At 61.7% G+C, this 24,032-nt stretch carries 22 protein-coding genes; 6 read left to right on the top strand and 16 right to left on the bottom strand.

The features are described 5' to 3' along the window. The first annotated feature begins 8 nt into the window (after positions 1 to 8). Together ACIQH5_RS09020 and ACIQH5_RS09015 are read left to right on the top strand one after the other, a co-directional pair. Entirely contained in the window at positions 9 to 1,337 is a 1,329-nt protein-coding gene (locus ACIQH5_RS09020; protein ID WP_400402218.1) for a nicotinate phosphoribosyltransferase, read from the top strand. Further along, complete coding sequence (locus tag ACIQH5_RS09015) at positions 1,337 to 1,963, top strand: isochorismatase family protein (protein WP_400402216.1); 627 nt, start codon at positions 1,337 to 1,339, stop codon at positions 1,961 to 1,963. The genes ACIQH5_RS09020 and ACIQH5_RS09015 overlap by 1 nt, the downstream gene beginning before the upstream one ends. 77 nt (positions 1,964 to 2,040) lie before the next feature. Here the strand turns inward: ACIQH5_RS09015 and ACIQH5_RS09010 are convergent, their stop codons facing one another. The 8 genes from ACIQH5_RS09010 to ACIQH5_RS08975 form a co-directional block, all read right to left on the bottom strand. Then, positions 2,041 to 3,816 (bottom strand): DEAD/DEAH box helicase, encoded by a 1,776-nt coding sequence (locus ACIQH5_RS09010; protein WP_400402214.1) that lies wholly within the window; start codon positions 3,814 to 3,816, stop codon positions 2,041 to 2,043. A gap of 112 nt (positions 3,817 to 3,928) precedes the next feature. Further along, the gene (locus ACIQH5_RS09005) at positions 3,929 to 4,267 is read right to left on the bottom strand and encodes a DUF3039 domain-containing protein (protein WP_062066438.1); all 339 of its coding nucleotides are present in this window, start codon (positions 4,265 to 4,267) and stop codon (positions 3,929 to 3,931) included. Positions 4,268 to 4,275: 8 nt separating this feature from the next. Further along, on the bottom strand, positions 4,276 to 5,058 hold the full coding sequence (gene nagB / locus ACIQH5_RS09000; RefSeq protein WP_400402212.1) for a glucosamine-6-phosphate deaminase: 783 nt from the start codon (positions 5,056 to 5,058) through the stop codon (positions 4,276 to 4,278). Between the two features lie 86 nt (positions 5,059 to 5,144). Further along, a complete protein-coding gene (locus ACIQH5_RS08995) occupies positions 5,145 to 6,716 on the bottom strand; it encodes a transporter (RefSeq protein ID WP_400402209.1) in 1,572 nt (523 codons plus the stop codon). Then, positions 6,698 to 7,609, bottom strand: a complete 912-nt coding sequence (locus ACIQH5_RS08990) for an ABC transporter ATP-binding protein (protein ID WP_400402207.1) — start codon at positions 7,607 to 7,609, stop codon at positions 6,698 to 6,700. The genes ACIQH5_RS08995 and ACIQH5_RS08990 overlap by 19 nt, the downstream gene beginning before the upstream one ends. A 40-nt stretch (positions 7,610 to 7,649) precedes the next feature. Further along, the gene (locus tag ACIQH5_RS08985) at positions 7,650 to 8,750 is read right to left on the bottom strand and encodes an NADH:flavin oxidoreductase/NADH oxidase (RefSeq protein ID WP_400402204.1); all 1,101 of its coding nucleotides are present in this window, start codon (positions 8,748 to 8,750) and stop codon (positions 7,650 to 7,652) included. Beyond that, positions 8,750 to 9,745, bottom strand: coding sequence for a co-chaperone YbbN (locus tag ACIQH5_RS08980; RefSeq protein ID WP_400402202.1), 996 nt, complete (start codon positions 9,743 to 9,745; stop codon positions 8,750 to 8,752). Before ACIQH5_RS08980 ends, ACIQH5_RS08985 begins: the two co-directional genes overlap by 1 nt. 38 nt (positions 9,746 to 9,783) lie before the next feature. After that, on the bottom strand, positions 9,784 to 11,565 hold the full coding sequence (locus ACIQH5_RS08975) for a hypothetical protein (RefSeq protein WP_400402200.1): 1,782 nt from the start codon (positions 11,563 to 11,565) through the stop codon (positions 9,784 to 9,786). A gap of 202 nt (positions 11,566 to 11,767) precedes the next feature. Here ACIQH5_RS08975 and ACIQH5_RS08970 point away from each other — a divergent pair, with 202 nt between their 5' ends. Beyond that, positions 11,768 to 13,078, top strand: a complete 1,311-nt coding sequence (locus ACIQH5_RS08970) for an AI-2E family transporter (protein ID WP_400402197.1) — start codon at positions 11,768 to 11,770, stop codon at positions 13,076 to 13,078. Positions 13,079 to 13,177: 99 nt separating this feature from the next. Here the strand turns inward: ACIQH5_RS08970 and ACIQH5_RS08965 are convergent, their stop codons facing one another. After that, entirely contained in the window at positions 13,178 to 13,972 is a 795-nt protein-coding gene (locus tag ACIQH5_RS08965) for an alpha/beta hydrolase (RefSeq protein ID WP_400402194.1), read from the bottom strand. A gap of 18 nt (positions 13,973 to 13,990) precedes the next feature. Further along, positions 13,991 to 14,335, bottom strand: coding sequence for an ATP/GTP-binding protein (locus ACIQH5_RS08960; protein WP_400402191.1), 345 nt, complete (start codon positions 14,333 to 14,335; stop codon positions 13,991 to 13,993). Between the two features lie 57 nt (positions 14,336 to 14,392). On the opposite strand from ACIQH5_RS08960, the gene nucS reads away from it, so the two are divergent. The 3 genes from nucS (at position 14,393) to ACIQH5_RS08945 (ending at position 16,838) form a co-directional block, all read left to right on the top strand. After that, a complete protein-coding gene (gene nucS / locus ACIQH5_RS08955; RefSeq protein WP_400402188.1) occupies positions 14,393 to 15,088 on the top strand; it encodes an endonuclease NucS in 696 nt (231 codons plus the stop codon). A gap of 45 nt (positions 15,089 to 15,133) precedes the next feature. Then, entirely contained in the window at positions 15,134 to 16,381 is a 1,248-nt protein-coding gene (locus tag ACIQH5_RS08950) for an N-acetylglucosamine-6-phosphate deacetylase (protein WP_400402185.1), read from the top strand. 253 nt (positions 16,382 to 16,634) lie between these two features. Beyond that, the gene (locus ACIQH5_RS08945) at positions 16,635 to 16,838 is read left to right on the top strand and encodes a cold-shock protein (RefSeq protein ID WP_017199737.1); all 204 of its coding nucleotides are present in this window, start codon (positions 16,635 to 16,637) and stop codon (positions 16,836 to 16,838) included. Positions 16,839 to 17,015: 177 nt separating this feature from the next. On the opposite strand, the gene ACIQH5_RS08940 is transcribed toward ACIQH5_RS08945, so the two are convergent. The 6 genes from ACIQH5_RS08940 to ACIQH5_RS08915 form a co-directional block, all read right to left on the bottom strand. Beyond that, positions 17,016 to 19,532, bottom strand: coding sequence for a phosphatidylglycerol lysyltransferase domain-containing protein (locus ACIQH5_RS08940; RefSeq protein WP_400402497.1), 2,517 nt, complete (start codon positions 19,530 to 19,532; stop codon positions 17,016 to 17,018). Then, complete coding sequence (locus tag ACIQH5_RS08935) at positions 19,514 to 20,812, bottom strand: alpha/beta hydrolase-fold protein (protein WP_400402182.1); 1,299 nt, start codon at positions 20,810 to 20,812, stop codon at positions 19,514 to 19,516. Before ACIQH5_RS08935 ends, ACIQH5_RS08940 begins: the two co-directional genes overlap by 19 nt. Positions 20,813 to 20,817: 5 nt before the next feature. Further along, on the bottom strand, positions 20,818 to 21,249 hold the full coding sequence (locus ACIQH5_RS08930) for a DUF2550 domain-containing protein (RefSeq protein WP_024817278.1): 432 nt from the start codon (positions 21,247 to 21,249) through the stop codon (positions 20,818 to 20,820). Between the two features lie 10 nt (positions 21,250 to 21,259). Further along, positions 21,260 to 21,544 (bottom strand): F0F1 ATP synthase subunit epsilon, encoded by a 285-nt coding sequence (locus ACIQH5_RS08925; RefSeq protein WP_024817279.1) that lies wholly within the window; start codon positions 21,542 to 21,544, stop codon positions 21,260 to 21,262. Between the two features lies 1 nt (position 21,545). Then, positions 21,546 to 22,997 carry a F0F1 ATP synthase subunit beta gene (atpD, locus tag ACIQH5_RS08920; protein WP_400402178.1) on the bottom strand — a complete coding sequence of 484 codons (1,452 nt, stop codon included), beginning with the start codon at positions 22,995 to 22,997 and terminating at the stop codon, positions 21,546 to 21,548. An 84-nt stretch (positions 22,998 to 23,081) separates the two neighbouring features. Beyond that, the gene (locus tag ACIQH5_RS08915) at positions 23,082 to 23,972 is read right to left on the bottom strand and encodes a F0F1 ATP synthase subunit gamma (protein ID WP_062066398.1); all 891 of its coding nucleotides are present in this window, start codon (positions 23,970 to 23,972) and stop codon (positions 23,082 to 23,084) included. Positions 23,973 to 24,032 lie beyond the last annotated feature (60 nt).

Genomic DNA, 24,032 nt, shown 5'->3' with positions numbered 1-24,032 from the left:
GTGAATTCGTGAGTAGAGCCACGTCGTGGGACCACCCCGCAACTTCCTTGTACACAGACCACTACGAACTGACCATGCTTCAGGCAGCCTTGCACTCCGGCGCCGCGCACCGCCGCTCGGTGTTCGAAGCATTCGCACGGCGGCTGCCGGACGGCCGCCGCTATGGCGTGGTAGGCGGCACGGGACGCCTGCTGGAGGGCATAGCCGACTTCCGGTTCGGCGAAGCAGAACTTGCCTTCCTCGAACAGAACAAGGTGGTCAACCAGGAAACCCTGGACTACCTGGCCGACTACAAATTCAGCGGCGACATCTGGGGCTATGCCGAAGGTGATGCTTACTTCCCCAACTCCCCCATCCTCATTGTCGAATCAACGTTCGCCGAAGCCTGCATCCTGGAAACCTTCGTTCTCTCGGTCCTCAACCACGACAGTGCCATCGCTTCCGCGGCCTCAAGAATGACCTCGGCAGCCGGATCGCGCCCCTGCATCGAGATGGGCTCCCGGCGCACCCAGGAGGAATCCGCGACGGCGGCAGCCCGCGCCGCCGTGATTGCCGGCTTCGCCAGCACCTCCAACCTCGAGGCCGGCCGACGCTACGGCATCAAAACAGTGGGCACAGCCGCACACTCCTTTACGCTCCTCCATGACACCGAGCGTGAAGCCTTTGAGGCTCAGATCGCCACCTTCGGCCCCGGCACATCGCTGTTGGTGGATACCTACGACGTTGAGACGGCGGTGCGTACCGCCGTCGAGTTGGCCGGCGACAAACTCGGCGCTGTCCGGCTGGATTCCGGAGACCTCATTGCGCAGGCTCAGTGGGTCCGGCAGTTGCTTGATGAACTCGGGAACGTCAACACCCGCATTGTGGTCACCTCGGACCTCGACGAATTCGCCATCGCGGCCCTGCAGTCAGCTCCCGTGGACTCGTACGGAGTGGGTACGTCGCTGGTCACCGGATCGGGCGCTCCCACAGCCAGCATGGTCTACAAGCTGGTCAGCCGCACCAACGATGCCGGCGAGTTCATTTCCGTTGCCAAGGCCGCCAAGAACAAAGCTAGCGTCGGTGGACGCAAATACGCTCTCCGGAAGCTCAACGAGCGTGGCCGTGCCACCCAGGAAGTCGTTGGAATCGGCCACCGCCCCGAAGATGACGGCAACGACCGCGAGCTGCTTCACCAGTTCGTCAAGAACGGCGAAGTGCTGCCAGGGTGGACCGGACCGGAAGGCGTCATCCGGGCCCGCGAACGGCACGCGGCCACCATGGCCGAGCTGCCCGCCGTCGTGAACCGCCTCCAGCGAGGCGAGGCTGCCATCCCCACCATCTACGAGGAGAATTGATGTCCAGGGCCCTAATCATCGTCGATGTTCAAAATGACTTCTGCGAAGGCGGAACGCTCGCCGTTGAAGGCGGTGCCGCTGTAGCAAGTGCCATCACTGAGTACGTGGATGCCAATCAGCAACACTTCGATCACATCGTGGCCACCCAGGATTGGCACATAGAGCCCGGCGACCACTTTTCAGAGGACCCGGACATGGTGGATTCCTGGCCTCCGCACTGCAGGGCCAGGAGCAAAGGTGCCGAACTCCACGAAGACCTGGATCCCGAGTACATTCACGCCTACTTCCGGAAAGGGCAATTCACCGCCGCCTACTCCGGCTTCGAAGGCGTTTTGGCTCCCGAAGACGACGTCCCCACGGGCGACCTCAAGGCAGGAACGGCCACTGTCGAGGTCCTCGATGAGGACGCGATCGGGCTCGACGACTGGCTGCAAAGCCACGACGTCGAGGAAGTGGTGGTGGTGGGACTTGCCACGGACTACTGCGTGAAGGCCACAGCGCTGGATGCTGTCCAGGCCGGATACAGCACCACGGTTATTGCTGAACTCACCGCCGGCATCGCGGAAGACCTCAGTGATACCTATGACGAAATGGAAGCCGCCGGCGTCGACGTCGAACGCGACTGAGACCGAAGAGGCTGAAGACACCGCAAGGGCGCCGCAACCGCGGCGCCCTTGCGTGTTTCCACTGACTCTTGATCCAGCTACTTCCGGCCGATAAACCAGTCCTGAAGCTTGCGCAGGCGGGCCTGCAACTGCTCCTCGTTCGCCTGGGCGACAGCCGGGCCACCACACACTTCACGCAGTTTTGTATGAACAACTCCGTGCGGTGTGCCGGTCCTGGCGGACCACGCAGCCACGTTCTTGGCCAGTTCATTGCGAAGATCCATGAGCATCCTGTGGTCAGGGATGGCCGGAGACGCCGCCGCCGCCAAAGGTGACTGACGCTTCTTGCGCGACTGCTGTTCGTGCTGGCGTTGACGCAGCAGCGTGCCTACCTGTTCGGCGTCGAGAAGTCCTGGTATGCCGAGGAAGTCCAGTTCCTCATCAGAGCCGATATCGGCTCCGGTACCAAACTCACCGCCATCAAAAAGGACGCGGTCAAAGGACGCCTGGGAGTCCAAAGCCTCGAACTTTCCCTTGGTGAGCTCGTCCGAGGCCTTGTCCTCGCGGTTGGCCTCCGCCATGAGGTTCTCTTCAGGGTTGAAGAGACCGTCCTCGTCCTTCTCCGGGCGGTCCAGGGCGTGGTCGCGCTCTGCCTCCATGGTGTTGGCCAGGATCATCAGGGGCGGAACCGATGGGAGGAAGACCGACGCCGTCTCGCCCCTCTTGCGGGCACGCACAAAGCGGCCCACGGCTTGGGCGAAGAACAGCGGCGTGGACGTTGACGTTGCATAGACACCCACGGACAGGCGGGGAACGTCCACGCCTTCAGAAACCATGCGGACAGCCACCATCCAACGCTGGTCACCCGCGGAGAATTCCTCGATCTTGCTGGACGCCTTGGAGTCATCCGAGAGAATCACCGTGGGCGACTGGCCCGTAAATTTCTTCAGCTGACCGGCATACGCACGTGCGTCATCATGATCCGTGGCGATCACCAGTCCACCGGCGTCCGGCACGGTCCGCCGGACCTCGCCCAGACGTTTGTCCGCGGCAGCCAGGACCGCAGGGATCCACTCCCCGGTAGGGTTCAGGGCCGTCCGCCATGCCTGCGAGGTGATGTCCTTGGTAACAGCAGCCTCCCCCAAGGACGCCGCCATTTCGTCACCAGCGCTGGTCCGCCAGCGCATCTGGCCCGAGTAGGCCATGAACAGAACGGGACGCACCACGTGGTCCCGCAGCGCATTGCCGTAACCGTAGGTGTAGTCAGCTTTGGAACGGCGGATGCCGTCGCGGTCCTCGGCGTATTCAACAAAGGGAATCGGTGAGGTGTCCGAACGGAACGGTGTACCCGTCAAGGACAGGCGCCGCGCGGCAGGATCAAAGGCCTCGCGCAGGCCGTCTCCCCACGACAACGCTTCGCCGCCGTGGTGGATTTCGTCCAGGATCACCAAGGTGCGGGCTGCTTCGGTCTTCGCACGATGCAGCATGGGCTTGCTTGCTACCTGCGCGTAGGTAACTGCAACGCCCACGAAACCACGGCCGTGCTGGCCATCGGAGTTCTTGAAGTTGGGATCAATCGCAATGCCCACTTTTGCTGCTGCGTCAGCCCACTGCCGCTTCAGGTGGTCGGTGGGCGCAACGATGGTGATCCTGTTGACCACTCCGCTATCCAGCAGGGTGGTGGCAATGCGCAGCGCAAACGTGGTCTTACCAGCGCCAGGGGTAGCCACAGCGAGGAAGTCCTTGGGATTGCGGGTCATGTAGAGGTCAAGCGCCTCCTGCTGCCAGGCACGGAGCTTGGGTGCCGTGCCCCAGGCGGCGCGTTCCGGGTACGCCGGAGGCAGGGACGGTCCACCAAAAAGTGTTTCTGTCATGCTGACTCCCCCGGCCTGATGGCAACGACGATGATCTCCTGCTTTCCGGGCACACCAAAGGAAGCCGTGAGCCGGTGATGATCAGATAGGGCCGGTGTTCTCTGCCCACCCACTACTTGGAGTTGCCCGGGCCGCCGTTGTTTCCACCGTCATTGCCGGGGCGGAGTCCTTCGTAAATCTCCTTGCACTCCGGGCAAACCGGGAACTTCTTGGGATCGCGTCCCGGCGTCCAGACCTTGCCACAGAGGGCAATGACGGGCTCGCCGGACAGGGCCGACTCCATGATCTTTTCCTTGCGGACGTAGTGCGAAAACCGCTCGCGGTCGCCGGGTTCCACTTCCTGGCGCGTTTCCTCGCGCTCAATGGTGGCAGTGGACGTTCCGGCTCCGGAAAGCTCTCGCATGGGGTCGTTTTCGAATGGATCCGGAGGAAGCGTAGTCATGCCAAACATCTTACCGTCTACAGTCCCTGCCACTCCGGCTTGTTGTCATAGGTGTGCCGATAATAATCGGCCAGTTTCAGCGAAGACGCGGCCGCCTCGTCCACCAAAATCGTGGCGTGCGGGTGCATCTGAAGGATGGATGCAGCGCAGATGGCAGCTACTGGCCCCTCTACGAAGTCCCGGACAGCCTGGGCTTTCTGGGCGCCTGTTGCGACCAACACCACATGGCGGGCGTCCATGATGGTTCCCAGTCCTTGGGTGACCACGTGATGGGGAACGTCATCGATGCTGTCGAAGAAACGGGCGTTGTCCTTCCGGGTCTGCTCGATCAGCGTCTTGATGCGCGTACGGGATGCCAGCGAGGACCCGGGCTCATTGAAGCCAATGTGCCCGTCTGTCCCCACCCCGAGGATCTGGAGGTCCACTCCGCCCACAGCTTTGATGGCGTCCTCATAAGCCTGGCATGCGGCCTCCAGGTCCTCGGCCGCACCGTCGGGTCCGTGGACGTTCTCCGGTTTGATATTCACCCGGTTGGTGAACTCGCGCCGGATGACTTCGCGGTAGGACTCAGGATGCCCGGCTTCAAGCCCTACGTATTCATCCAACGCGAAACCATGCGCCTGGCTGAAGTCCAATCCCCCGGCCTCGTAGCGACTGGCCAATTCGTCGTAAATGGGCAGCGGGGACGAGCCCGTTGCCAAGCCCAGCACCGCATTGGGCTTACGGCGGACCAGCGATTCGATGGCATCGGCGGCAAGTGCACCGATCTGTTTGGTGCCAGGGAGAATGACAACTTCCATCGTCACGGCCTTTCTAGTTGTGGTCTTTGAGCTATCTGACTACGAGGTTATCCCATGTCCCACCTATGGACACGGTTGTTACACAATTATCGATTTACGCTGAGCTGGGCGAACATCTCCGGACCCCGGGCGTCCAGCCATTTTCCACCGAGACGGATGCCCACCACGAACAGTATGAGGCCCAACACTGGACCAACTGCCAGGTTGGTCCATCCAGCTTCCGGACCGCCGCTGAACGCTTGGACTGCTACCAGCGCAAGCTCCGGGACGAGCAGAAGGGCCAGAACTCCCATACCAACGGCCTGGACTGCCAGCGTCTGGGCAACATTTCCCGGAGGCTTCTTGAAGGGGCTGTCCCCCGGCAAAGGCACGGCGATGTTGTATCGGGCCGAGATCACCGATGAGAGACCCAGGCCGGTAAAGAGAGTGCCCAGTGACAAACCCAGAAGATTCGGGAGCCACTGCCACTCCCTGGTAACGAAAAGCGGCCCTACGGTGAAAACCAGCACCACCGGGAGTGAGATTGCCAAGCACGCCAACGCCCGGCCAAGGCGGTCGTCGAGGCCACGGACCCCCGCTGAGAGATGAAGCGCAAAAGCTGTGTTGTCGTACGAGACATCAGCGCAGATGGACCAGGCCATCACAAAGGCGGTCAACGGGCCCAGAATCATGAGCAGGCCGTAGCTGCCGCTCTGTGATCCGCTGAAGAAAAAGAGGACGGGGAACAGCGGAACAATGACCAGGGATGCCGCGTACCGTGGATCCTTCATCCAATAGATCAAAGCACGGGCAGCAACTGCACCTGCCGGAGTTCCCGGGAGAAGACCGAACAGCCCAAGTTTTCCGCCCTTCTTTGATGACCCTCCGGAGTACGGGGGCGTCACCAACGCCCGCTGCAGCAGAACATGCCAGCACAGGAGCAGGCCGGCAATGGTCGCTGCGGAAATCAGGAATTTGAGCCCTGCGGCGGCCACATTGCCGGATTCCAGATCTCCGCCCAGAGACCATGCAGCACCCAGTGGCGTCCAGGAAACAGCCCGGGCCAGCCCGGGCAGGTAATCAGCACTTCCGCGAACACCGTCAATAATGCCCAGCATGATGGGCCCCAGCAGCACCAGCGGGATGAACACAATAATGCTGCTGACGTCTTTGAAGCGCCGCGACGCCGCAAGGCCGGCCGTCGCAGTGGTGACCACCTTCGACAGGACGATGCAGGTAACGGCACCAAGTACAGCTCCCAACAAGGCGCCTGCCACTGCCGGAAAACTACGCCACCAGGTCCCCACAGTGCCCAAGGCAGCAAGCAAAGTGGCCAGGCCGGGAATGCCGATGAAGCCTGCGATGGCGAGCCCCGTCAGGAGCTGTCCCGGCGGAATGGCGAACGTGGTGAAACGCGCGGGGTCCAGGGTCATGTCCGCCGCCGAAGCAACGAGCGGAATGATGGCCCAACCCAGGACAGCGGCCGCTCCACCCAATACCACTACAGTGTGGGCGATCTCCGGATCAGCCCACCGCAGCGCTATGAGGCCTCCAACAAGGAGGACCAGCAATCCCAATGCATAAAGTAGCCCCAGGGCCATGCCCACCAACTGCCAAGGGCTGCGCTTGAACCCGTTGAGGAGCAGGCGCCACTTGAGGCTTAGAAGGTGCGCAACCATTCCAGTCCCTCCGTCCGGTGTCCGCCGCCCACCAACTGCACGAAGCGTTCCTCCAACGTCGAGCCATCCCGGACTTCGTCCACGGAACCCGCCGCCAAAACACGGCCGCCGGCCACCACTGCGACGTGGCTGCACATGCGCTGAACAAGGTCCATGACGTGACTCGAAACAATGACCGTACCGCCGGAGGCAACGTATCCCTCCAGGATTCCGCGGATATTGGCAGCAGAGACAGGGTCCACGGACTCGAAGGGCTCGTCAAGGACCAGCAGACGGGGTGCGTGAATCAGGGCGGAGGCCAAGGCAATTTTCTTGGTCATACCTGCCGAGTAGTCAACCACCAACGTGCCGGCGTCCGCCTGAAGATCAAGGGCAGCCAACAGTTCAGGGACCCTGGCACCCACCACTTCACGGTCCATGCCGCGGAGCAGACCGGAATAGGTAACCAACTGTTCGCCGGTCAGCCGGTCAAACAGACGCACCCCATCAGGCAGGACGCCCATGAGCTTCTTGGCCTCCAGCGGCCGCGCCCACACGTCCACCCCATGGATCAAGGCCGTGCCGAAATCGGGCCGCAGCAGGCCGGTGGCCATGGACAACGTGGTGGTCTTGCCAGCACCATTAGGACCGACCATCCCGTAGAAGGAGCCCGCGGGAACCTCCAGGCTCACGCCGTCGACGGCGATCTTCTCGCCGAACCGTTTGGCCAGGCCGCGAATGGACAGGGCAGCCAACGCTGCGGCGCCGGCAGGGGCGTCCTGGGGCGTCGGCAGGGCGGCCTCTTGTGGCGAAGCAGCCAGTGGTGGGGCAGCCTGTGGCGGGGCAGCTTGTGGTGGAGCAGAAGCCTGTGGCGGCTCGGATGTGGACGTGGGTTCATGGCGTGGTTCCGTCATGAACCCAGCCTAACCGTGCCAGGGTAAACCTGAGGAGGTCCTAGAAGCCGTGGCGGGGAACGGCCCGCTGGTACTGCGGAACCCACGAAATATCATGGCCTAATTCGTAGGCGGCCCTGAGCCACCAGTGTGGATCCCGTAATGCGGCACGGGCCATGAAAACGGCATCGGCTCTTCCGTTGGCCACAATGTCCTCCGCCTGCGTGGGGCTCGTCAGCAAGCCCACCGCTCCGGTGAGGACTCCGGCGTCGTTCTTTACTTGTTGGGCGAACCCAGCCTGGTAGCCGGGCACCGCCCTGATCTGTTGATGCGCCACTGCACCGCCGCTGGAGACGTCCACCAGGTCAACCCCACGTTCAGCAGCGGCGCGGGCCAGGCGCACCGAGGCCTCCACGTCAACACCGCCCTCGGCCCAGTCCGAGGCGGAGATGCGGAGCAGAAGCGGCATGGCGTCAGGAATGACGTCCCTGACCGCATCCACCACCGCGAGCATCAGCCGGTTGCGCCCTTCCTCGCTGCCACCCCAGCCGTCCGTCCGTGTGTTGATGAGTGGGCTTTGGAACTGGTGCAGGAGGTACCCATGGGCGCCGTGGATCTCCACGGTGTCGAAACCCGCGGCCACAGCGCGGCCGGCAGCGGCGGCAAAGTCGCGCACCACACCCTGGATATCCTCTTCGCTCATCACGTCCGGTGAAGCATAGCCGTCAAAGGGATCGCTGCTTGGTCCAACGGTGGCCCAACCGCCGTCATGTTCCGGAACAGAGCCGGAGCGATCGGAAAACGGCCAGTATGTGGATGCCTTGCGTCCCGCGTGGGCGAGTTGAGCCCCGATCTTGGCGTCCACGGCGCCATGCCGGTGGACAAAGGCCACCATCCGCTCCCACCCGGCAGCCTGTTCATCGGAGTACAGGCCGGCGTCCAGCGGGCTGATCCTGCCTGCGGCGTTCACCGCAGCTGCCTCAGTCAGGATTAACGCGGCACCGCCGGCCGCAAAAGACCCCAAGTGCATCAAGTGCCAGTCGTTAGGGACGCCTTCTCCGGTCTCCGGGTGACAGCTGTACTGGCACATAGGCGAAACCCAGCCACGGTGTGGAACGGTGAGTGAGCGCAGCTGGAGCGGCGTGAACAGCGCGGACGGCACTAGAAGAGGACCCTCGCGAGCCCCTGGCGGGCCTTGGCCACACGCTCGTCCTGCGTCCCGACAACTTCGAAAAGCTCAAGGAGGCGGACACGCGCTGTCTCCCGCTCGGGACCGAAGTTCCTTCCGATGAAAGTGATGATGCGATTGAAGGCGTCGTCGATGTGACCGCCGGAGATGTCCAGGTCAGCAACGCTCAACTGGGCCTGGAGGTTGTCAGGTTCTTTGGCTGCGAGGTCGCGGAGGGTCTCAGCCTCGGGTGCGGAAAGCTTGTCCAACCGTGCCATCAGCTCAACCTGAGCCAGACCGGCTTTCGCATCAGCGTCTGCGGGCTGATCGAGAAGGGCCTGCTTGTAGGCCGCAACAGCAGCGGCGTAGTCGCCGGCCTCGATCGCGTCAATGGCTGCCTGGTGAAGTGGCGGAAGCGGTGCGGGCTCGGCGTCCTCCCCCGCCGTCGCAGCGTCACCCATGCTGCCGGTGACCCCGTTGGCTGCAGCTACCTTGAGAAGTTCCTCCACCAGGTTACGGATCTGCTCGTCATCGGCAGGTCCCTGGAAAAGCGGGACGGGCTGCCCCTTCACCACAGCAACCGCTGTGGGAACCGCCTGAACCTGGAAGGCCTGCGCCAACTGCGGGAAAGTGTCAACGTCGGCCGCCGCAAGCACCAAGCGGCCGCCGTAGCTCTCAACAACGCGTTCGGCTGCATCGAGGACGGCGGGTGACTCCGGTGCGTAGCTCGACCAAAGGATGAAGAGCACGGGGATCTGCGCAGACAGTTGCACCAGATCCTGGAAATTTGCTTCGGTGGCATCCACTCGAAGTGGCGCTTTGCCGTTTTCGCCACCTTGCGGGGTGCCACCGGCGGGCGATCCGCCGTCCGCCGAAGCGGAGGGGGCGGGCGGGGCGGCCGGGCGGCGCAATGACGACAAGTCAACGGCACCGCGAAGATTGAGCTGGCTGGCAGCGGCTGGAGTGGGTCGGTATCCGGGCGAACTCATACCGTCCACTCTAGCCGCTGCCCTGCCATGGGTGTGTCCTACTTGAAGCTGGCTCCGACCAGCCCGCGGGTAGCTGCCACGAGCTTCATGGGGTCTGCAGAACCTGCCGGCGGAATGTACACGGCCACGGATTCGGCGAAGTTCAGAACCATGCCCGTGGTGGTTTCCTTCCCACCCGCGAAGACCGCTGAATCGTCCTCAAGAAGAAGCTTGTCGCCCGCGGCCTTGGGCGTGCCCTCGAAAGCGAAGTCCAGGCGCCCCACAACCACGGCACCGCCGTCGGCAGTCTTCAGCACCACGGTCTGGTTGGTGACCGGCGTGTGCGTGAACTTGAAGTTGGCGCTGGTTCCGTTCTTTACGGTGTCTGCCTGGTATGCCAGTGCCCCTGCGATGTACGGGGAAGACTGCCCATCGGCCAGCTTGCTACGGTTGGGGGACTCCGGGTTGGTGAGCATCTCACTCAGGATTTCCAAAGCCTCGTTACCGCTGTAGGCCAACCCTGTACTGTCATTGGCCGGTACAGGCTCTGTTCCCTTGCGGGGAACCGGGAAGGATGGGAAATTGGTGCCGGGCTGAAGCGGCGCACTGCCCCACAGCTTGTAGTTTTCGCGGGGTGAAAGCTGCACGAGTGTCAGGACCTGCGGCACAACGTTCCCCTCGCCCTGTGTGAGGGCGAAAACCGTCCGGGGCCAGTCGCGTTTGGTGCTGATAACGCTGCTCTGAAGCTTGGTGGCGCGGACCGGCATACGCGGTTCGTAGGCAGACACAGTGGAGCGGATCTTGTAATTCTGCGTCCGGATCTGAAGTTCCATTTTGTCCACGCGCGGAGCCAGCTTTGCCGCGTCCTTGGCCGCATCAGCTGCGTCCACGGTGCTGGCTACCTGCTCAAGGATCCTCTGCAGCTGGGATTCCAGCATGACCGGCGTTCCGCCGTCGGCAGGAGCTGCAGCAGAGGATGTCGGCGTTGCCTCGGGGGTTGTCGTGGCTTGGGCAGCGATGGCCGTCCCTCCCACCATGACTGCTGCCAGCGTGGCGGCCAGAGCAGTGATTCGGAGGGCAGGACCTTCGGTTCCGGCACCACGACGCCGGCCTTCGTCACCCGTGGGCGACTTAACCTCAGGCGTCTGCGTTGTTGCCGGCTGGATGGGCAGGGAGGTGGTTTCTCCACCATCACGCGGCCCATGGTCGTCGCCGTCTTTGCGTCGATTACCGAGCGCTTTGGCGATGAACGGCAACGCCGCTCCCACCAGGATGATGATGATGCCCAGAACAATCAGCGGCACTGCCCAAGGGGTGGTGGCGTTGTTAGGGAACGTCATTGAAATCGACGACGGCGCGGGCTGGGTACCGTCGCCGGCTACCAGCAGGGACCACTCGCCGTCAGCGGGAGGATTCCACGTGTAGTCAAGGTCACCGCTGGCGTCCTCCGTACTGACCCACAAGTCGGATCCAGCCGGGGAAGGCGCCGTGGCCTCGCCGTCTGCCGAGGAAACTTCGAGCGACTTCTGGTCAGCGGAGACGCCAGTCAGCGTGTTGTGGGCGGTCTTACCGACCCACGCTTCGACGTCGTCCGGGCGTCCAGTGGCGACAATGAAGTTGCCCTCACCCTGGATCTTGATCTTCACCGGCCCGTCGTGGAGTGCGATCAACTTTTGGTCGATCACGGTCAGCGGGGCAGCTTTGGTATCGCTCGGAACCGAAGCCGTCACGGTTTCAGCGGGGGCCCAAAAAGTCAGCTGGCCAATACCGGCCAGCATCGTCAGCAGGCCCAGCAGCACCAGCAAGGCTGCAGTCTTCAAACGCACAGGATCACCTATCATCAGCGGTCGTTGAACTTCAAGGGTAACCGTTTTGTTATCAGAGAGTCAGATCGAGGTGATCTCCCCAACATCCCGAAAAGCCCGCCACCGCGCCGCTCCGGCGCCATTCGGCCGTCCTGATAGTGTGGCGATGATCATGATATCCGGGCCTTCCAACGCCTAAGTCCACCCTGTACCACCACTGAAAAGGCAGCTAAACCGCGTGAAAGACCACATGGAGCCCCGTCCCGTCGATAAGCCCGGGTCAGGTGCGGTGGATTCCCCTACCGAGGGCACTGCCGCCTCCGAAGGCACCGCTGCGACGGTTCCCGTTCACACCGGGCGGTGGGCCGCCATCAGCCGAAGGCTCCGTCAGCCCATCCCAGGAGCCCGGAACCGGGTGCGCTTTGAGATGCCCCCCGAAACTGAATCCGACGAGGGCAACGAGGGCTTCCGGCCCGAGGACGACCACGGCTTCGGCGCCCCCGGCCCGCGGATATCATCCCAGCACCCTGTATATGTCGGATTCATGGGTACCGCGGGCGTCGGCATTGCCCTGGCAGTGTTTTACATTGCCAGCAACACCACCCAACTCATCTTGTGGATCGTGGCGGCACTGTTCATCGCTCTGGGACTTGATCCCGTGGTGCGTTGGCTTGAAGGCCGTAAAGTCCCCCGCCCCGCCGGCATCCTCATCTCCGTCTCGGCGCTTGTGCTCGCGGTGGCTGGATTCTTTGCCACACTGATCCCCACCATCGTTGAGCAGGTTTCGGAGATCGTCCGCCAAGCCCCTGAATGGATCAGGAGCTTCCTCGACTCGGATTTCTTCCGCAACGCAGACAGCCAATTTGGCGTCCGGGACCGCATTACCACTGAGCTGGACAAATTCGTCAAGGACCCTGAAGCGATGGGCGGCATCTTCGGCGGTGTGGTCGGTTTTGGTTCCACGGTGGCCAATGGCCTGTTCGGTTCACTGATCGTCCTGGTTCTGAGCCTTTACTTCCTGGCCGCCCTGCCATCCATGAAGAAGTGGGCTTACCGGCTCGCACCCCGGTCCCGCCGACCACGTGTTGAGGCGCTGTCCGAAGCGATCACGGATTCTGTGGGCAACTACGTCATCGGCCAGGTCTGCGTGGCACTTCTGAATGCGATCTTCGCCTTCATCCTGATGACCATCCTGGGCATCCCCTTCAGCGTCCTGCTTGCCTTCGTGGTTGCCCTGCTTGCGTTCATTCCGCTGGTAGGCGGCATGATCGCCGCTGTGGTGGTCATCCTGGTAGCACTCACCGCAGGCTGGCAGACGGCCGTGATTTACGCGATCGCCTACTTCGCCTACCTCCAGTTCGAGGCATACTTCATCTCGCCGCGCATCATGCAACGGGCAGTGGCGGTACCGGGTGCGGTGGCAGTGATCTCGGTCATTGCCGGCGGCAGCCTGCTCGGGGTGCTTGGCGCGCTGATCGCCATCCCCACGGCAGCAGCGATCATGCTGCTGATCAAGGAAGTCTTCATCGTCCGCCAAGACCGGCACTGAGCCTCTCTCGGTTTTTGTACAGATAATGCCCCTAAGCATCATGTTTAGGGGCATTATCTGTACAAAAACCGGCCACGGGGCCAGCTGGTTGCTGCCGGGCTAGCTGGTTGCTACCCGCCCCGCCCACTCCCGAGGCAGGCCGTCCGCTCCGGCACCCGCCGGTGTGACGTCGTCGACGATTTCATTCAAGACTCGGGCTGCGTACTTTTCGCCAACCCAGAGGTGCTTGGCACCATCGACGCCGACAATCCGGGCTTGAGGCACCACAGCGAACCGCTGGGCTGCTTCCACCGGCTGCAGATAATCGTCGTGCTCAGGCACCAGCACAGTGAGCGGTTTCCCGGACTCGGCCCACTCCTTGAGGTGCACGTCCGTGGCCCGGTGCAACGGTGGCGACAACAACACGGCACCTTCGATCTCCGAGGCTACCGGCTCCACCGCCCCGTACATCAGGGCCAGTTCAGTTCCGAAAGACCACCCCAACAGCCAGCGGTGCGGCAAGCCGCGTTCAACGGCGAACCTCACAGCGGCCTCGACGTCGTAGCGCTCACCAATACCTTCTTCGAATTCCCCATCGCTGGTGCCGCGCGGTGATTGTGTGCCGCGCGTATTAAACCTCAGAACGGCGACTCCGGCCAGCGCCGGAAGCCTGTACGAGGCCTTCCGGTAAACGTGCGAATCCATGAACCCGCCATGCGTCGGCAGAGGGTGAAGCGTAATCAATGTGGCGGTAATTTCCCCCGATTCCGGGAGAGCAAGCTCACCCCGCAGTACCTTGCCGTCTTCGGTGGTGAACTCCACATTCTCGCGGCGGGCGGGGAGGACCGTGGAAGCACGGATCTCCGAGGGCGCATCCTGCGGGGTGAACACGAACGAGGCGGGATCGAAAGTCATGGTTCCAAGCCTAGCGAATCAGCGGTATCTGTACGTCCGGCCAGTCCAGCAGTTGGTGTGCCAGTGCCTGCGTTCGGCAAGCCCTGCGGCCTGTCCAAACAAATGGCTGTCAGACCACACCACCAGGTGGGCAATACCCGGGACGATCGCAGTGGAACAACCGGGGCAGATGTACTGCTTTTCTGCCTTCTTGGCCGTCATGGTGCGAACTATCCAGTCACCGTCCGGCGCGCTTTCCCGCCTGGCGATTCCGCCGCGGGCCCGCTCCAGGTCCAGCTCCGGCGTCGGTTCCGCCCATTTGCCGCCGGCGTTGCCGGAGCGTGTGCTGGACGCGTTGCGACGAGGACGGTTGGAGCGGGGCATGCTTCCATTCTGCCCCAGCCAACCTGTTGTAGAGGGTGAGACGGTAATGTGGGGCGGGTGCGACTCGTCATAGCCCGTTGTTCTGTTGATTACGTTGGCCGCCTTAAGGCCCATCTCCCCCTCGCCACCCGGCTGCTGTTGGTCAAGGCTGATGGCTCGGTGCTGGTGCATTCGGACGGTGGCTCCTACAAGCCGCTGAACTGGATGAGCCCACCGGCCACGCTCCGGGTAACCACGCCGGAGGAGACTGAAGTGGAGGAAGGTGTGGTGGAACAGTGGACTGTCCAGTCCGCTAAAACCGATGACCGCCTCATCATCAATATTTACGAGCAACTCCACGACACGTCACACGATCTCGGTACCGATCCCGGCCTGATCAAGGACGGCGTGGAAGCGGACCTGCAACGGCTCCTTGCAGAGCAAATCGAGCTGCTGGGATCCGGCTACTCCCTGATACGCCGCGAGTACTTCACCGCAATCGGCCCCGTGGACATCCTGGCCAGGGATTCGAACGGTGCCACGGTGGCTGTTGAGCTGAAACGCCGGGGCGACATTGACGGCGTCGAGCAGCTCACGCGCTACCTCGAATTGCTCAACCGGGATCCCCTGCTGGCACCGGTACGTGGGATTTTTGCAGCACAGCAGATCAAGCCACAGGCGAAGGTGCTTGCCAACGATCGCGGTATTGACTGCGTCACGTTGGATTATGACGCCATGCGCGGCGTGGATGACAGCGAGTCACGGCTCTTCTAAGGGGCTTCCCTCAGCGGGTGTGCGGCAGACCACTAGAATCAGAACATGACTGCCGCATCCCCCTTTCCCACCTCCTCTGCGCCAAGCCACCAAATCATCAAAGGAACGCTTGTCAGCGACGGCGAGGTGGTGGAGGACGGCCTGGTTGCGGTGGACGGCGACAGGATCGCCTATGCAGGGCCAGCCAGCGGCTTCGATCCCGAAGAGTTCGACGGTTTTCACAGCGCCGTCCGCTTGGGTATCCCCAGCGGGAGCTATCTGTTCCCCGGCCTGGTTGACGTGCACTGCCACGGCGGCAATGGCGGCGACTTCCCTGGCGGCGAAGAAGCTTCGGCTCGCAAGGCCGCGGATTTCCTTCATCGATCAGGAACTACAACGTTCCTTGCAAGCATGGTCACCGCTCCCCGGGAAGACCTCCTCCGAGGTATCGAGCTCTACGTGAAGCTCGCGGACGAGGGACTCGTAGCCGGCATTCACCTTGAAGGCCCATTCCTTTCCCACGCCCGATGCGGCGCCCAGAATCCAGACTTCTTATTGGAACCGGACCTGGAGCTCATGGACGAGCTGGTGGGTGCCGCCGCCGGCAAGCTGACCACCATGACCTATGCCCCCGAGCTTCCGGGCGCAGCTGCGTTGGTGGACCTGATGACTTCCCATGGCGTCACCCCTTCTTTGGGCCACACAGACTGCGACGACGCTACAGCCGCGGCGTCGCTGGCTGCGGCCCGCGAGGGACTCGAGTCAGCAGGGTTCGACGGCGTCAGCTCACTACCCACCGTGACGCACCTCTTCAATGGGATGCCGCCCATGCATCATCGCGCTCCGGGTCCCGTGGCAGCGTGCCTGCGCATGGCCCAGGAGGGAAAGGCAGTTGTTGAACTCATTGGGGACGGAACCCACCTGGACCCGAGCACAGTGGCCACCGTCTTCCAGCTGGTGGGGGCTGGAAACATCGTCCTGGTAACGGATTCCATGGCCGCCGCAGGATTGTCCGATGGCAGCTACATGCTCGGCCCGTCCCCCGTTACCGTCAGCGACGGCGTGGCCACACTCGATGCCACCGGATCCATCGCCGGGGGCACCTCCACCCTTCTGGAAGTCGTCAGCAAAACGGTGGCAGCCGGCGTCGAACTTCCCGATGCGATTTGTTCCGCCACTGCGGTACCAGCGGCTGTTCTTGGTCTTTCCGACGAAATTGGCGGGCTCCGCCGGGGACTGCGTGCCGACGTCGTTGTAACTAACCAGGATCTGGAACTGACGGGCGTAATGCGCAATGGGCAGTGGTTGTCCTAGTTGTCAGACGTTACCTTCTTTTTACCGAAAATTTTCCTGAATTGGCCAAAAGACCGTTGACCTCCGGAAGAGCACATGAAAGTGTTGTAGCAGTCTTTGTGTAGGTGGTTTTCATGCTCGCAAGACCAGTTGCGAGCGTGAAGCTCCTGCGAATCAATCAGGCTCCGGCCTCGTTGGTATTCAGGTCTTCTCGCGGAGTAACAAAACCGGTACGAGGTGTATCGGACTGAAGTTCCACAATGAGGAGATATACATGGCACTGGGAACCGTCAAGTGGTTCAACGCCGAAAAGGGTTTCGGCTTCATCACCCCGGATGACGCGGATGGCGACGTTTTCGTTCACTATTCCGAGATCCAGACCGGTGGCTTCAAGACCCTCGATGAGAACCAGCGCGTTCAGTTCGAGATCGGTCAGGGAGCCAAGGGCCCCCAGGCAACCGGCGTTACGGTCGTCTAGTCTTACCCGTTGATCCCTGCGTTTTGCAGAGACAACAAAACGTTGACCCCGGCTTTCGAGCCGGGGTCAACGTGTCTTAAAGCCAGAAATCCCCGCCGCCATCCAAGGCTTCTCAACAACGACTATTACTAACCATGAAGAAATACCAAAAGGGCCCTTCGAATTGGCGTTGACAATTCAACCAACCAGGCTCCGGAGCAGCCGCGCGGAATGCCGGACTGACAATCCCGGAAGGTACGCCCTGCTGAGCGCACGTCCTATTGCGGGAAGATGCAGTGGGTCTTGGTAATACATGTATAGCGTTCTGTACTCAGGTTGGAATCTGGACTTAAAGGACGCCAGGGACCGGAATCCGTAAACGGGTTCCAAGGCCTGACCCACCACCTGAAGTATTCCGGCCAAGCCATTGGAACGCTGGTCTATTTCGCCCTCTTCCCGGGCCAAGGGCGAGCCGGACAAGGAAATCAGTTCCACGGAATCCCGCAAGTGCAAAACCGCTGAAGCGATCAGGAACTCCATGACCCCCGGGAAAGCGTCACCTCGCCGCCTCATAAAGTCCAGCGTCCAACTGACAACAGCGCCGTCTTCATAAACGGGCAGCCAACTGGTCACGCCAAAGACGAAGCCCGTGCCATCCACCGCAACGCAGCACAGGACGTCCTCATCATCCAACTCGTCCAGTCCGCCCATGGTGAAACCCATCTCCGGGATCCTCTTTTGGGCCGCCCACTCTTCCGAGACTTCACTCACCTGGGCACGCACCCCGTGGGAGAGTTCGGAGTACCGGCCCCAGTTCGCCGTGATCCCCATCTTGGCGGCGCGGTTCAGGGACGTTCTGACGTTCTGCCACTCCTTGCCCCTGAATTCCAAGCCCCTGATTCGAAGCCGGGTTTCCTGGGCCACCGAGACACGGCGGAATCCGCGGGCGTGAAGCATGGGCCATAGCTCGTCCGTGCAGGAGTAGAGGCACGGTGTCAACGCCTGTTGGGAGCAGTAATCCAAGAAACTTTTGGCGGTGAGCTCATGGTGCTGCCGTGCTCCGAAAGGCCCGGCCAACGTCAATGCCACGTGGCTGTGCTGTTGGTAGGCCACTCCCCCGTTGCCATCCGGAGCGAACCAGTACTTATTCGGCTCCCAGAGCGCCATCCATGAGAGTGAGTCGCCACCCCTCTTAACCAGGGCACGGGCCGCCTGACGCGACTGGCCGTCAAGTCCGCCAGTGTGATGTCCGCGGATCAGCAGCACCCACACACCGAGCAACGCTACGAGCCAAAACAAGGTGCCCGAATAGGAAAAGAGGAAAACTTCCAGAACATCGCGCTCAGCGAAGACCTTGCGGTAGACACCAGGCAGGGGAACGGGGAGATACTGCCTGGCAAGTTCAGCCGCCAAACCCAGCAGGCCGCCGTCGCGAACCAAGCCGCCGGAGGCCAACCACACCACCGTATAGGCCAGGCCCAGGCCTCCCCCGGTCAGCCCGACCAGCCAGAAAACCTTCCGGCGCAGACCATCAGAAGTCTCCACCCGGAAATGGCCCCGGTACGCGAACAGCAACAGTGCCAAGGCCAAAGGAACCAAGACCAGCGGAATAATGTGAACCACGGCCGAATTAAGCATGCCCACATGTGGGCGCCCGGCCGGCCGCGGAATACCGGCAAAAAGCCCAAGGTAGACCGTGGACAACACCACCACCACCAACTGCACGCCGATTGCGATTCCCAACGCCAGCCGGCGTCCCCGCCTCATTCCGTCGGCACAAATCAGGAGCAAGACGACGGGGACAACAGCCAGCGCCAATCCGAACGGCCCTGTGTAGCCTTGACGGGCGATCTCAAGGCAGGCAACGTCGATGGTTCCCCCGCAGTTGCTCTCCAATTGGCTCAAGGTGGGCAGTGGGTTGAGGATGACATCCCGCAACAGAGCCAATGGTCCGGATGGGCTCTTGGCCGCAGCCGTGACAATGGGGCCCACAGCGAAAATTGCCATGGTCAGCGAAAGTAGGTTGCGGATTTCCCTGCTGGTTGACCTGTGTAGGTGGAGATGGCCTTGGCTGCTTTGCATCCACCAGCCGGTGAGCAAGCCAATCAGCGCGCCCAAGAAGCCCACCACAGTCTCTGCGTGCCCTACATACAGCACCAGCAGCAAGGAAATGGCGAGCACCACGGTCCGCAGGCGCCGCTGCCACAAGGTGGGCATCAGCGCGCTGGCGGCCAAAACGCTGGCGAGGACGGCACCATAAGGTCCGATCAGGCGGATGTCAGCCATCCCTGAAAGCCAACCGTCACCGAGATACTGCGCAACTTGGGTCACGAGGAGAAACGCTGATACGCAGGCGAACTGACCGCCGAAGAACACCCCTGCAGCCTTGAGGGAGCCCAAGTGTCGCTCTGCCAGGCCCAGGAGGAACAGAATCATGAGAATGGCCGTGGCATACGCCAACGGATTGGTGGTAAAGAACAGCGACGTCCAGATTGACCACCATTCCCCGGATCGCAGCCCCTCCAGCGACACACTTGCAAAAGCAAGCCACGGCTGTGCCGGACCCGTCAGGAGACTTCCGGACACCAAGGACAGACCCACAAATAGGGCGAGTACAGCCAGTGTGAACGGCGTCGAACGCAGATGCCGGCCCGCTTGCCCCAATGCTGGCTGAATAACGCCTTTCAGGTCAAGGCTCACCGCGGCAACTCCCAGCGGGCGGCCAGGAAGTCCAGTCCCCCGGGCATGCCACGTATCACTGCGTCCCACGAGTGCCCTGCCTGGGGAATGGAATGTTCTTCGGTTTCAAAGCCGGCGTTTCTTGCAGCGTCAGCGAGTTCATGCATGTAGTCGGTGAACTCATGATCGGCCTCACCTGAAACCAAATACACGCCACTTCCGGAAAAATCGCGTTGTTGCATCAGCACCAAAGGCGTCCTGGACTCGAAGGCCTCAACATCACCATCAAACGAGTCCGAGATCGTCTTGCTTCTGTCTTTAGCCAGGGCAGGTTCCCTCTCGGCGGCAAAGGGAAGAATGGACGCGAACAGGTCCGGGTGGGAGGTTCCCATCTGCATGGCGCAGGTGCCGCCAAAGGAGAAGCCGCCTACGGCCCACTGCTTGTGATCATTCGAGACACTCAGCGTCTCCGTGATCCAGGCTGGTACATCCTTCGAAAGATAGGTATCCACGGAAGCTATGTTGCTATCCATGCACATGGTGTTGGCATTGGCTGAGCCATTGGGATCCACAACTACTGTGACAGGGGCGATCCCGTGGTTCGTTTCAGCGAATTGGTCCAGCAGGGAACGGAGCTGGCCACCAGTCAGCCAGTCCGCAGGACCGCCTGGTTGGCCTGCGAAGAGGACAAGCACGGGCAAGTTGGGACGCTCTGCCGTCTGATAGGCGGGGGGCAAGTAGATGTATGCCTCGCGTGCGACGAAGCCGGACGCCCTACCGGGAATGTCAGCTTTGCGCAGAATGCCGTTTCGGGGCATGGACTCCGGGGGCTTCCATGCTGACAGGGCGGGGCCGGGCTTTGCATCCGGAGTGCGTTTGAGGCTTGCTTCGAGGGGTTGTATGCGCGCCACCGCAGTGCCCAGCAGGTCCGAGACCGTGTTGTTCAGCCCGAAGTACAGATTTATCTGGACCACGCTCAACAGCAGAACGCCGAGCATCGCCGCTACGCTGAAAGAACGTCCGCGCCAGGAATTTCGGGGGAACCGTGCAACGCACAGGAAAAGGGCGGCCACAGCCGGGACCGCCCAGGCGACAGTCTGAAACGGCAGGTTCTCCGAGAAGGTGGCCATCAGATCCACAAGGATCCAATGAACCAGCGCCACTACACCTATCGCCACCAGCAAGCTGGCGGGGACGAGCAACAGCCAGGAACGTCGTCGCCGCCATAAGAGGTAGGCCCCCCCGGCCGCACCACAGACGATGCTGAACCAGAGGAACGGCCCATCAACGAGACTGACGTCCGAAAGAAAATCCATGGCGCCTAACGCCAGGTTCCGACGCCGATGACCGGCCCGGCTTCGAGCCAGGACGACAAACCAGCATAGGCATCGAAGTTCATGGCCAGCATGAACTTCTTGCCTTCATATTGCAGTTCAACCACCACGACGCCAGGCTGAATCCGTACGAGCTCATCTTCCGTGGGCTGGCGGCGCCCCAGCAATTCAAGGGAACTGCGCGTGAACTTGTGCTTGGGGATGACGCTCAGAGACATCAGGCGGAACCACTCGAGTTCGTTGTCCTGATAACGACAAACCCCCATCTGCCAGCTGTTTCCAGCCATGCAAATGGAGGCGTCGACCGTGCCCAGGGCGCGCCGCAGATTGAAGCGGCGCACCCCGAAAAGGCACAGTGAAATGATCAGCAACGTAAACGCTGTTGCCAGGGCGATGAACGGAATAAGGGAATCGTCCATCAAGGTCGTGCTATCGGATCCCCGCTGTAGCCGCTTCGCCCAATTTGGCGTTGTCAGCAACAATCACCACGCGATCGTTGTCGACGGAGAAGAATCCGCCGTCAACAACCACTGCAATGCGATCACCGGAAACCGGCTGGATTGCCAGCTCGCCCGCGGCCATGATGGCCAGAAGGGGCGCGTGGCCCGGCAGGATTCCGATTTCACCATCACTGGTGCGGGCCTTCACCATCTTGGCCGCACCGGACCACACGAAGTGGTCCGCTGCGACAATCTCAACCTCGAGCTCAGCCATACTACTTGGTCTGTTCCTGGATCTTAGCCCACTGACGCTCGACGTCATCCAGGCCGCCGACGTTGAAGAACGCCTGCTCTGCGATGTGGTCAAGCTCGCCGTCACAGATGGCGGTGAAGCCTTCAACAGTGTCCTTGATGGACACGGTGGAGCCCTCGACGCCGGTGAACTGCTTGGCGGTGTAGGTGTTCTGGGAGAGGAACTGCTGGATACGACGTGCACGCGACACGACGATCTTGTCCTCTTCAGACAGTTCGTCGACACCGAGGATGGCGATGATGTCCTGGAGTTCCTTGTTCTTCTGCAGGATCTGCTTAACACGGACAGCCGTGTTGTAGTGATCCTTGCCGATGTACTGGGGATCCAGAATACGGGACGTGGACGTCAGCGGGTCAACAGCCGGGTACAAACCACGGGAGGCGATTTCACGGGAAAGTTCCGTGGTCGCGTCGAGGTGTGCGAACGTCGTTGCCGGAGCCGGGTCGGTGTAGTCATCAGCCGGCACGTAGATGGCCTGCATCGACGTGATGGAGTGACCCTTGGTGGAGGTGATGCGCTCCTGGAGCAGACCCATCTCGTCGGCAAGGTTCGGCTGGTAGCCCACAGCAGACGGCATACGGCCGAGCAGGGTGGAAACTTCCGAACCTGCCTGCGTGAAGCGGAAGATGTTGTCGATGAAGAGCAACACGTCCTGGTTCTGAACATCGCGGAAGTACTCCGCCATGGTCAGGGCAGACAGCGCCACGCGAAGACGCGTTCCCGGCGGCTCATCCATCTGGCCGAACACAAGGGCGGTGTCCTTAAGAACACCTGCCTCTTCCATTTCAACCCAGAGGTCGTTACCTTCACGGGTACGCTCGCCAACACCGGCGAATACGGAAGTACCACCGAAGTTGCGGGCAACACGGGTGATCATTTCCTGGATCAGAACGGTCTTGCCAACGCCGGCGCCGCCGAACAGGCCGATCTTTCCACCCTTGATGTACGGGGTGAGAAGGTCGATGACCTTGATGCCGGTCTCGAGCATCTCCGTGGAGCCCTCGAGGGAAGCGAAGGACGGAGCCTTGCGGTGGATCGGCCAGTAGGCGTCCGCCTTGATCTCGGACTCGTCGACGTCCAGCGGCTTGCCGAGAACGTTGAAGATGTGGCCCTTGACGCCGTCGCCGACAGGCACGGAGATGGGGGAACCGGAGTCCCGCACGGTGGTGCCGCGGACCAGGCCGTCGGTCGCCTGCAGGGAGATGGCGCGAACGAGGTTGTCACCCAGGTGCTGGGAGGTCTCGAACGTGATGGTCTTCGTCTGGCCGTTGAGAGTAATCTCAGTGGTCAGAGCGTTGTAAATCGAGGGGATTGCGTCAGCCGGGAATTCGACGTCGACAACCGGACCAATAACACGGGCAATGCGGCCGGTGGCACCGGCCGTAGCTACGTGTTCGGTAGCAGTGGCAGTCATCTCTCTCACTTCACTCAGTAGATGGCGTGGATTTAAGTTTATCTGTTTGGTGCAGGTGCGGCTTCGTGCCGAATCCGATGCAGGCTAGGACGCGAGGGCGTCTGCGCCGGCCACGATTTCGGAAAGCTCCTGCGTAATCTCGGCCTGGCGGGCCGTGTTGCGAAGGCGCGTGTACTTCTTGATCAAATCGGTAGCGTTGTCACCGGCCGACTTCATAGCGCGCTGGCGGGCTGCGAGCTCGGAAGCTGCGGCCTGCAGCATGGCTGCGAAGATGCGGGACTCGATGTAACGCGGAAGCAGTGCGTCGAGCACCTGCTCTGTTTCCGGTTCAAACTCGTACAACGGCAACAGCTCGGATTCCGAGGCTGCTTCCTCTTCGACGACCTCCAGCGGGAGCAAACGGATAACCGTGGGCTCCTGCGTCACCATGGACTTGAAGCGGGTGTAAACAACGTGGATTTCGTCCACGCCGCCCTCTTCGAAGTCATTGGAGAAGTCTTCAAGAAGTGCAGCTCCGACTTCCTGCGCGGTTTCGAATTCCGGTGCGTCCGTGCCACCAGTCCATACGCGGGCGTAGGACCGGTTGCGGAAATCGAAGTACGCCTGCGCCTTGCGGCCAACCAGGTACGCCTTGACTTCCTTGCCTTCTGCGTGAAGAAGCTCGGTGAGACCTTCAGCCTGCTTGAGCACGCTCGCGGAGTAGGATCCTGCAAGGCCGCGGTCCGATGTAATGATCAGGACTGCGGCGCGGCGGATCTGCTCCGGCTCGGTGGTCAGCGGGTGGTCGATTTCGCTCTGAGTTGCGACAGCAGAAACGGCGCGGGTAATCGCGTTCGCGTAAGGCAGTGAAGCTGCTACGCGGGCGCGGGCCTTACCGATGCGCGAGGTAGCGATCAGTTCCATCGCCTTGAAGATCTTGCGCATCGACGTCGTCGAGCTGATCTTCTGACGGTAGACCCGAATCTGGGCTCCCATACTTATCCTTTCCTAAGTTCCCGATGTGCTGCCCTGCCGGGGCCCTTTCGGACCCCGGCA

The organism is Paenarthrobacter sp. NPDC091711 (genome assembly GCF_044756605.1).
Taxonomy (GTDB): domain Bacteria; phylum Actinomycetota; class Actinomycetes; order Actinomycetales; family Micrococcaceae; genus Arthrobacter.
This window is presented reverse-complemented; position numbering and strand designations above follow the sequence as displayed.

What these genes read in the sequence shown, in the direction of transcription:
- ACIQH5_RS09015 (WP_400402216.1), top strand. Translation starts at nt 1,337, where the DNA reads ATGTCCAGGGCCCTAATCATCGTCGATGTTCAAAATGACTTCTGCGAA.
- ACIQH5_RS09010 (WP_400402214.1), bottom strand. Translation starts at nt 3,816, where the DNA reads ATGACAGAAACACTTTTTGGTGGACCGTCCCTGCCTCCGGCGTACCCG.
- ACIQH5_RS09005 (WP_062066438.1), bottom strand. Translation starts at nt 4,267, where the DNA reads ATGTTTGGCATGACTACGCTTCCTCCGGATCCATTCGAAAACGACCCC.
- nagB (WP_400402212.1), bottom strand. Translation starts at nt 5,058, where the DNA reads ATGGAAGTTGTCATTCTCCCTGGCACCAAACAGATCGGTGCACTTGCC.
- ACIQH5_RS08995 (WP_400402209.1), bottom strand. Translation starts at nt 6,716, where the DNA reads ATGGTTGCGCACCTTCTAAGCCTCAAGTGGCGCCTGCTCCTCAACGGG.
- ACIQH5_RS08990 (WP_400402207.1), bottom strand. Translation starts at nt 7,609, where the DNA reads ATGACGGAACCACGCCATGAACCCACGTCCACATCCGAGCCGCCACAG.
- ACIQH5_RS08980 (WP_400402202.1), bottom strand. Translation starts at nt 9,745, where the DNA reads ATGAGTTCGCCCGGATACCGACCCACTCCAGCCGCTGCCAGCCAGCTC.
- ACIQH5_RS08975 (WP_400402200.1), bottom strand. Translation starts at nt 11,565, where the DNA reads ATGATAGGTGATCCTGTGCGTTTGAAGACTGCAGCCTTGCTGGTGCTG.
- ACIQH5_RS08965 (WP_400402194.1), bottom strand. Translation starts at nt 13,972, where the DNA reads ATGACTTTCGATCCCGCCTCGTTCGTGTTCACCCCGCAGGATGCGCCC.
- ACIQH5_RS08960 (WP_400402191.1), bottom strand. Translation starts at nt 14,335, where the DNA reads ATGCCCCGCTCCAACCGTCCTCGTCGCAACGCGTCCAGCACACGCTCC.
- ACIQH5_RS08950 (WP_400402185.1), top strand. Translation starts at nt 15,134, where the DNA reads ATGACTGCCGCATCCCCCTTTCCCACCTCCTCTGCGCCAAGCCACCAA.
- ACIQH5_RS08945 (WP_017199737.1), top strand. Translation starts at nt 16,635, where the DNA reads ATGGCACTGGGAACCGTCAAGTGGTTCAACGCCGAAAAGGGTTTCGGC.
- ACIQH5_RS08935 (WP_400402182.1), bottom strand. Translation starts at nt 20,812, where the DNA reads ATGGATTTTCTTTCGGACGTCAGTCTCGTTGATGGGCCGTTCCTCTGG.
- ACIQH5_RS08930 (WP_024817278.1), bottom strand. Translation starts at nt 21,249, where the DNA reads ATGGACGATTCCCTTATTCCGTTCATCGCCCTGGCAACAGCGTTTACG.
- ACIQH5_RS08925 (WP_024817279.1), bottom strand. Translation starts at nt 21,544, where the DNA reads ATGGCTGAGCTCGAGGTTGAGATTGTCGCAGCGGACCACTTCGTGTGG.
- atpD (WP_400402178.1), bottom strand. Translation starts at nt 22,997, where the DNA reads ATGACTGCCACTGCTACCGAACACGTAGCTACGGCCGGTGCCACCGGC.
- ACIQH5_RS08915 (WP_062066398.1), bottom strand. Translation starts at nt 23,972, where the DNA reads ATGGGAGCCCAGATTCGGGTCTACCGTCAGAAGATCAGCTCGACGACG.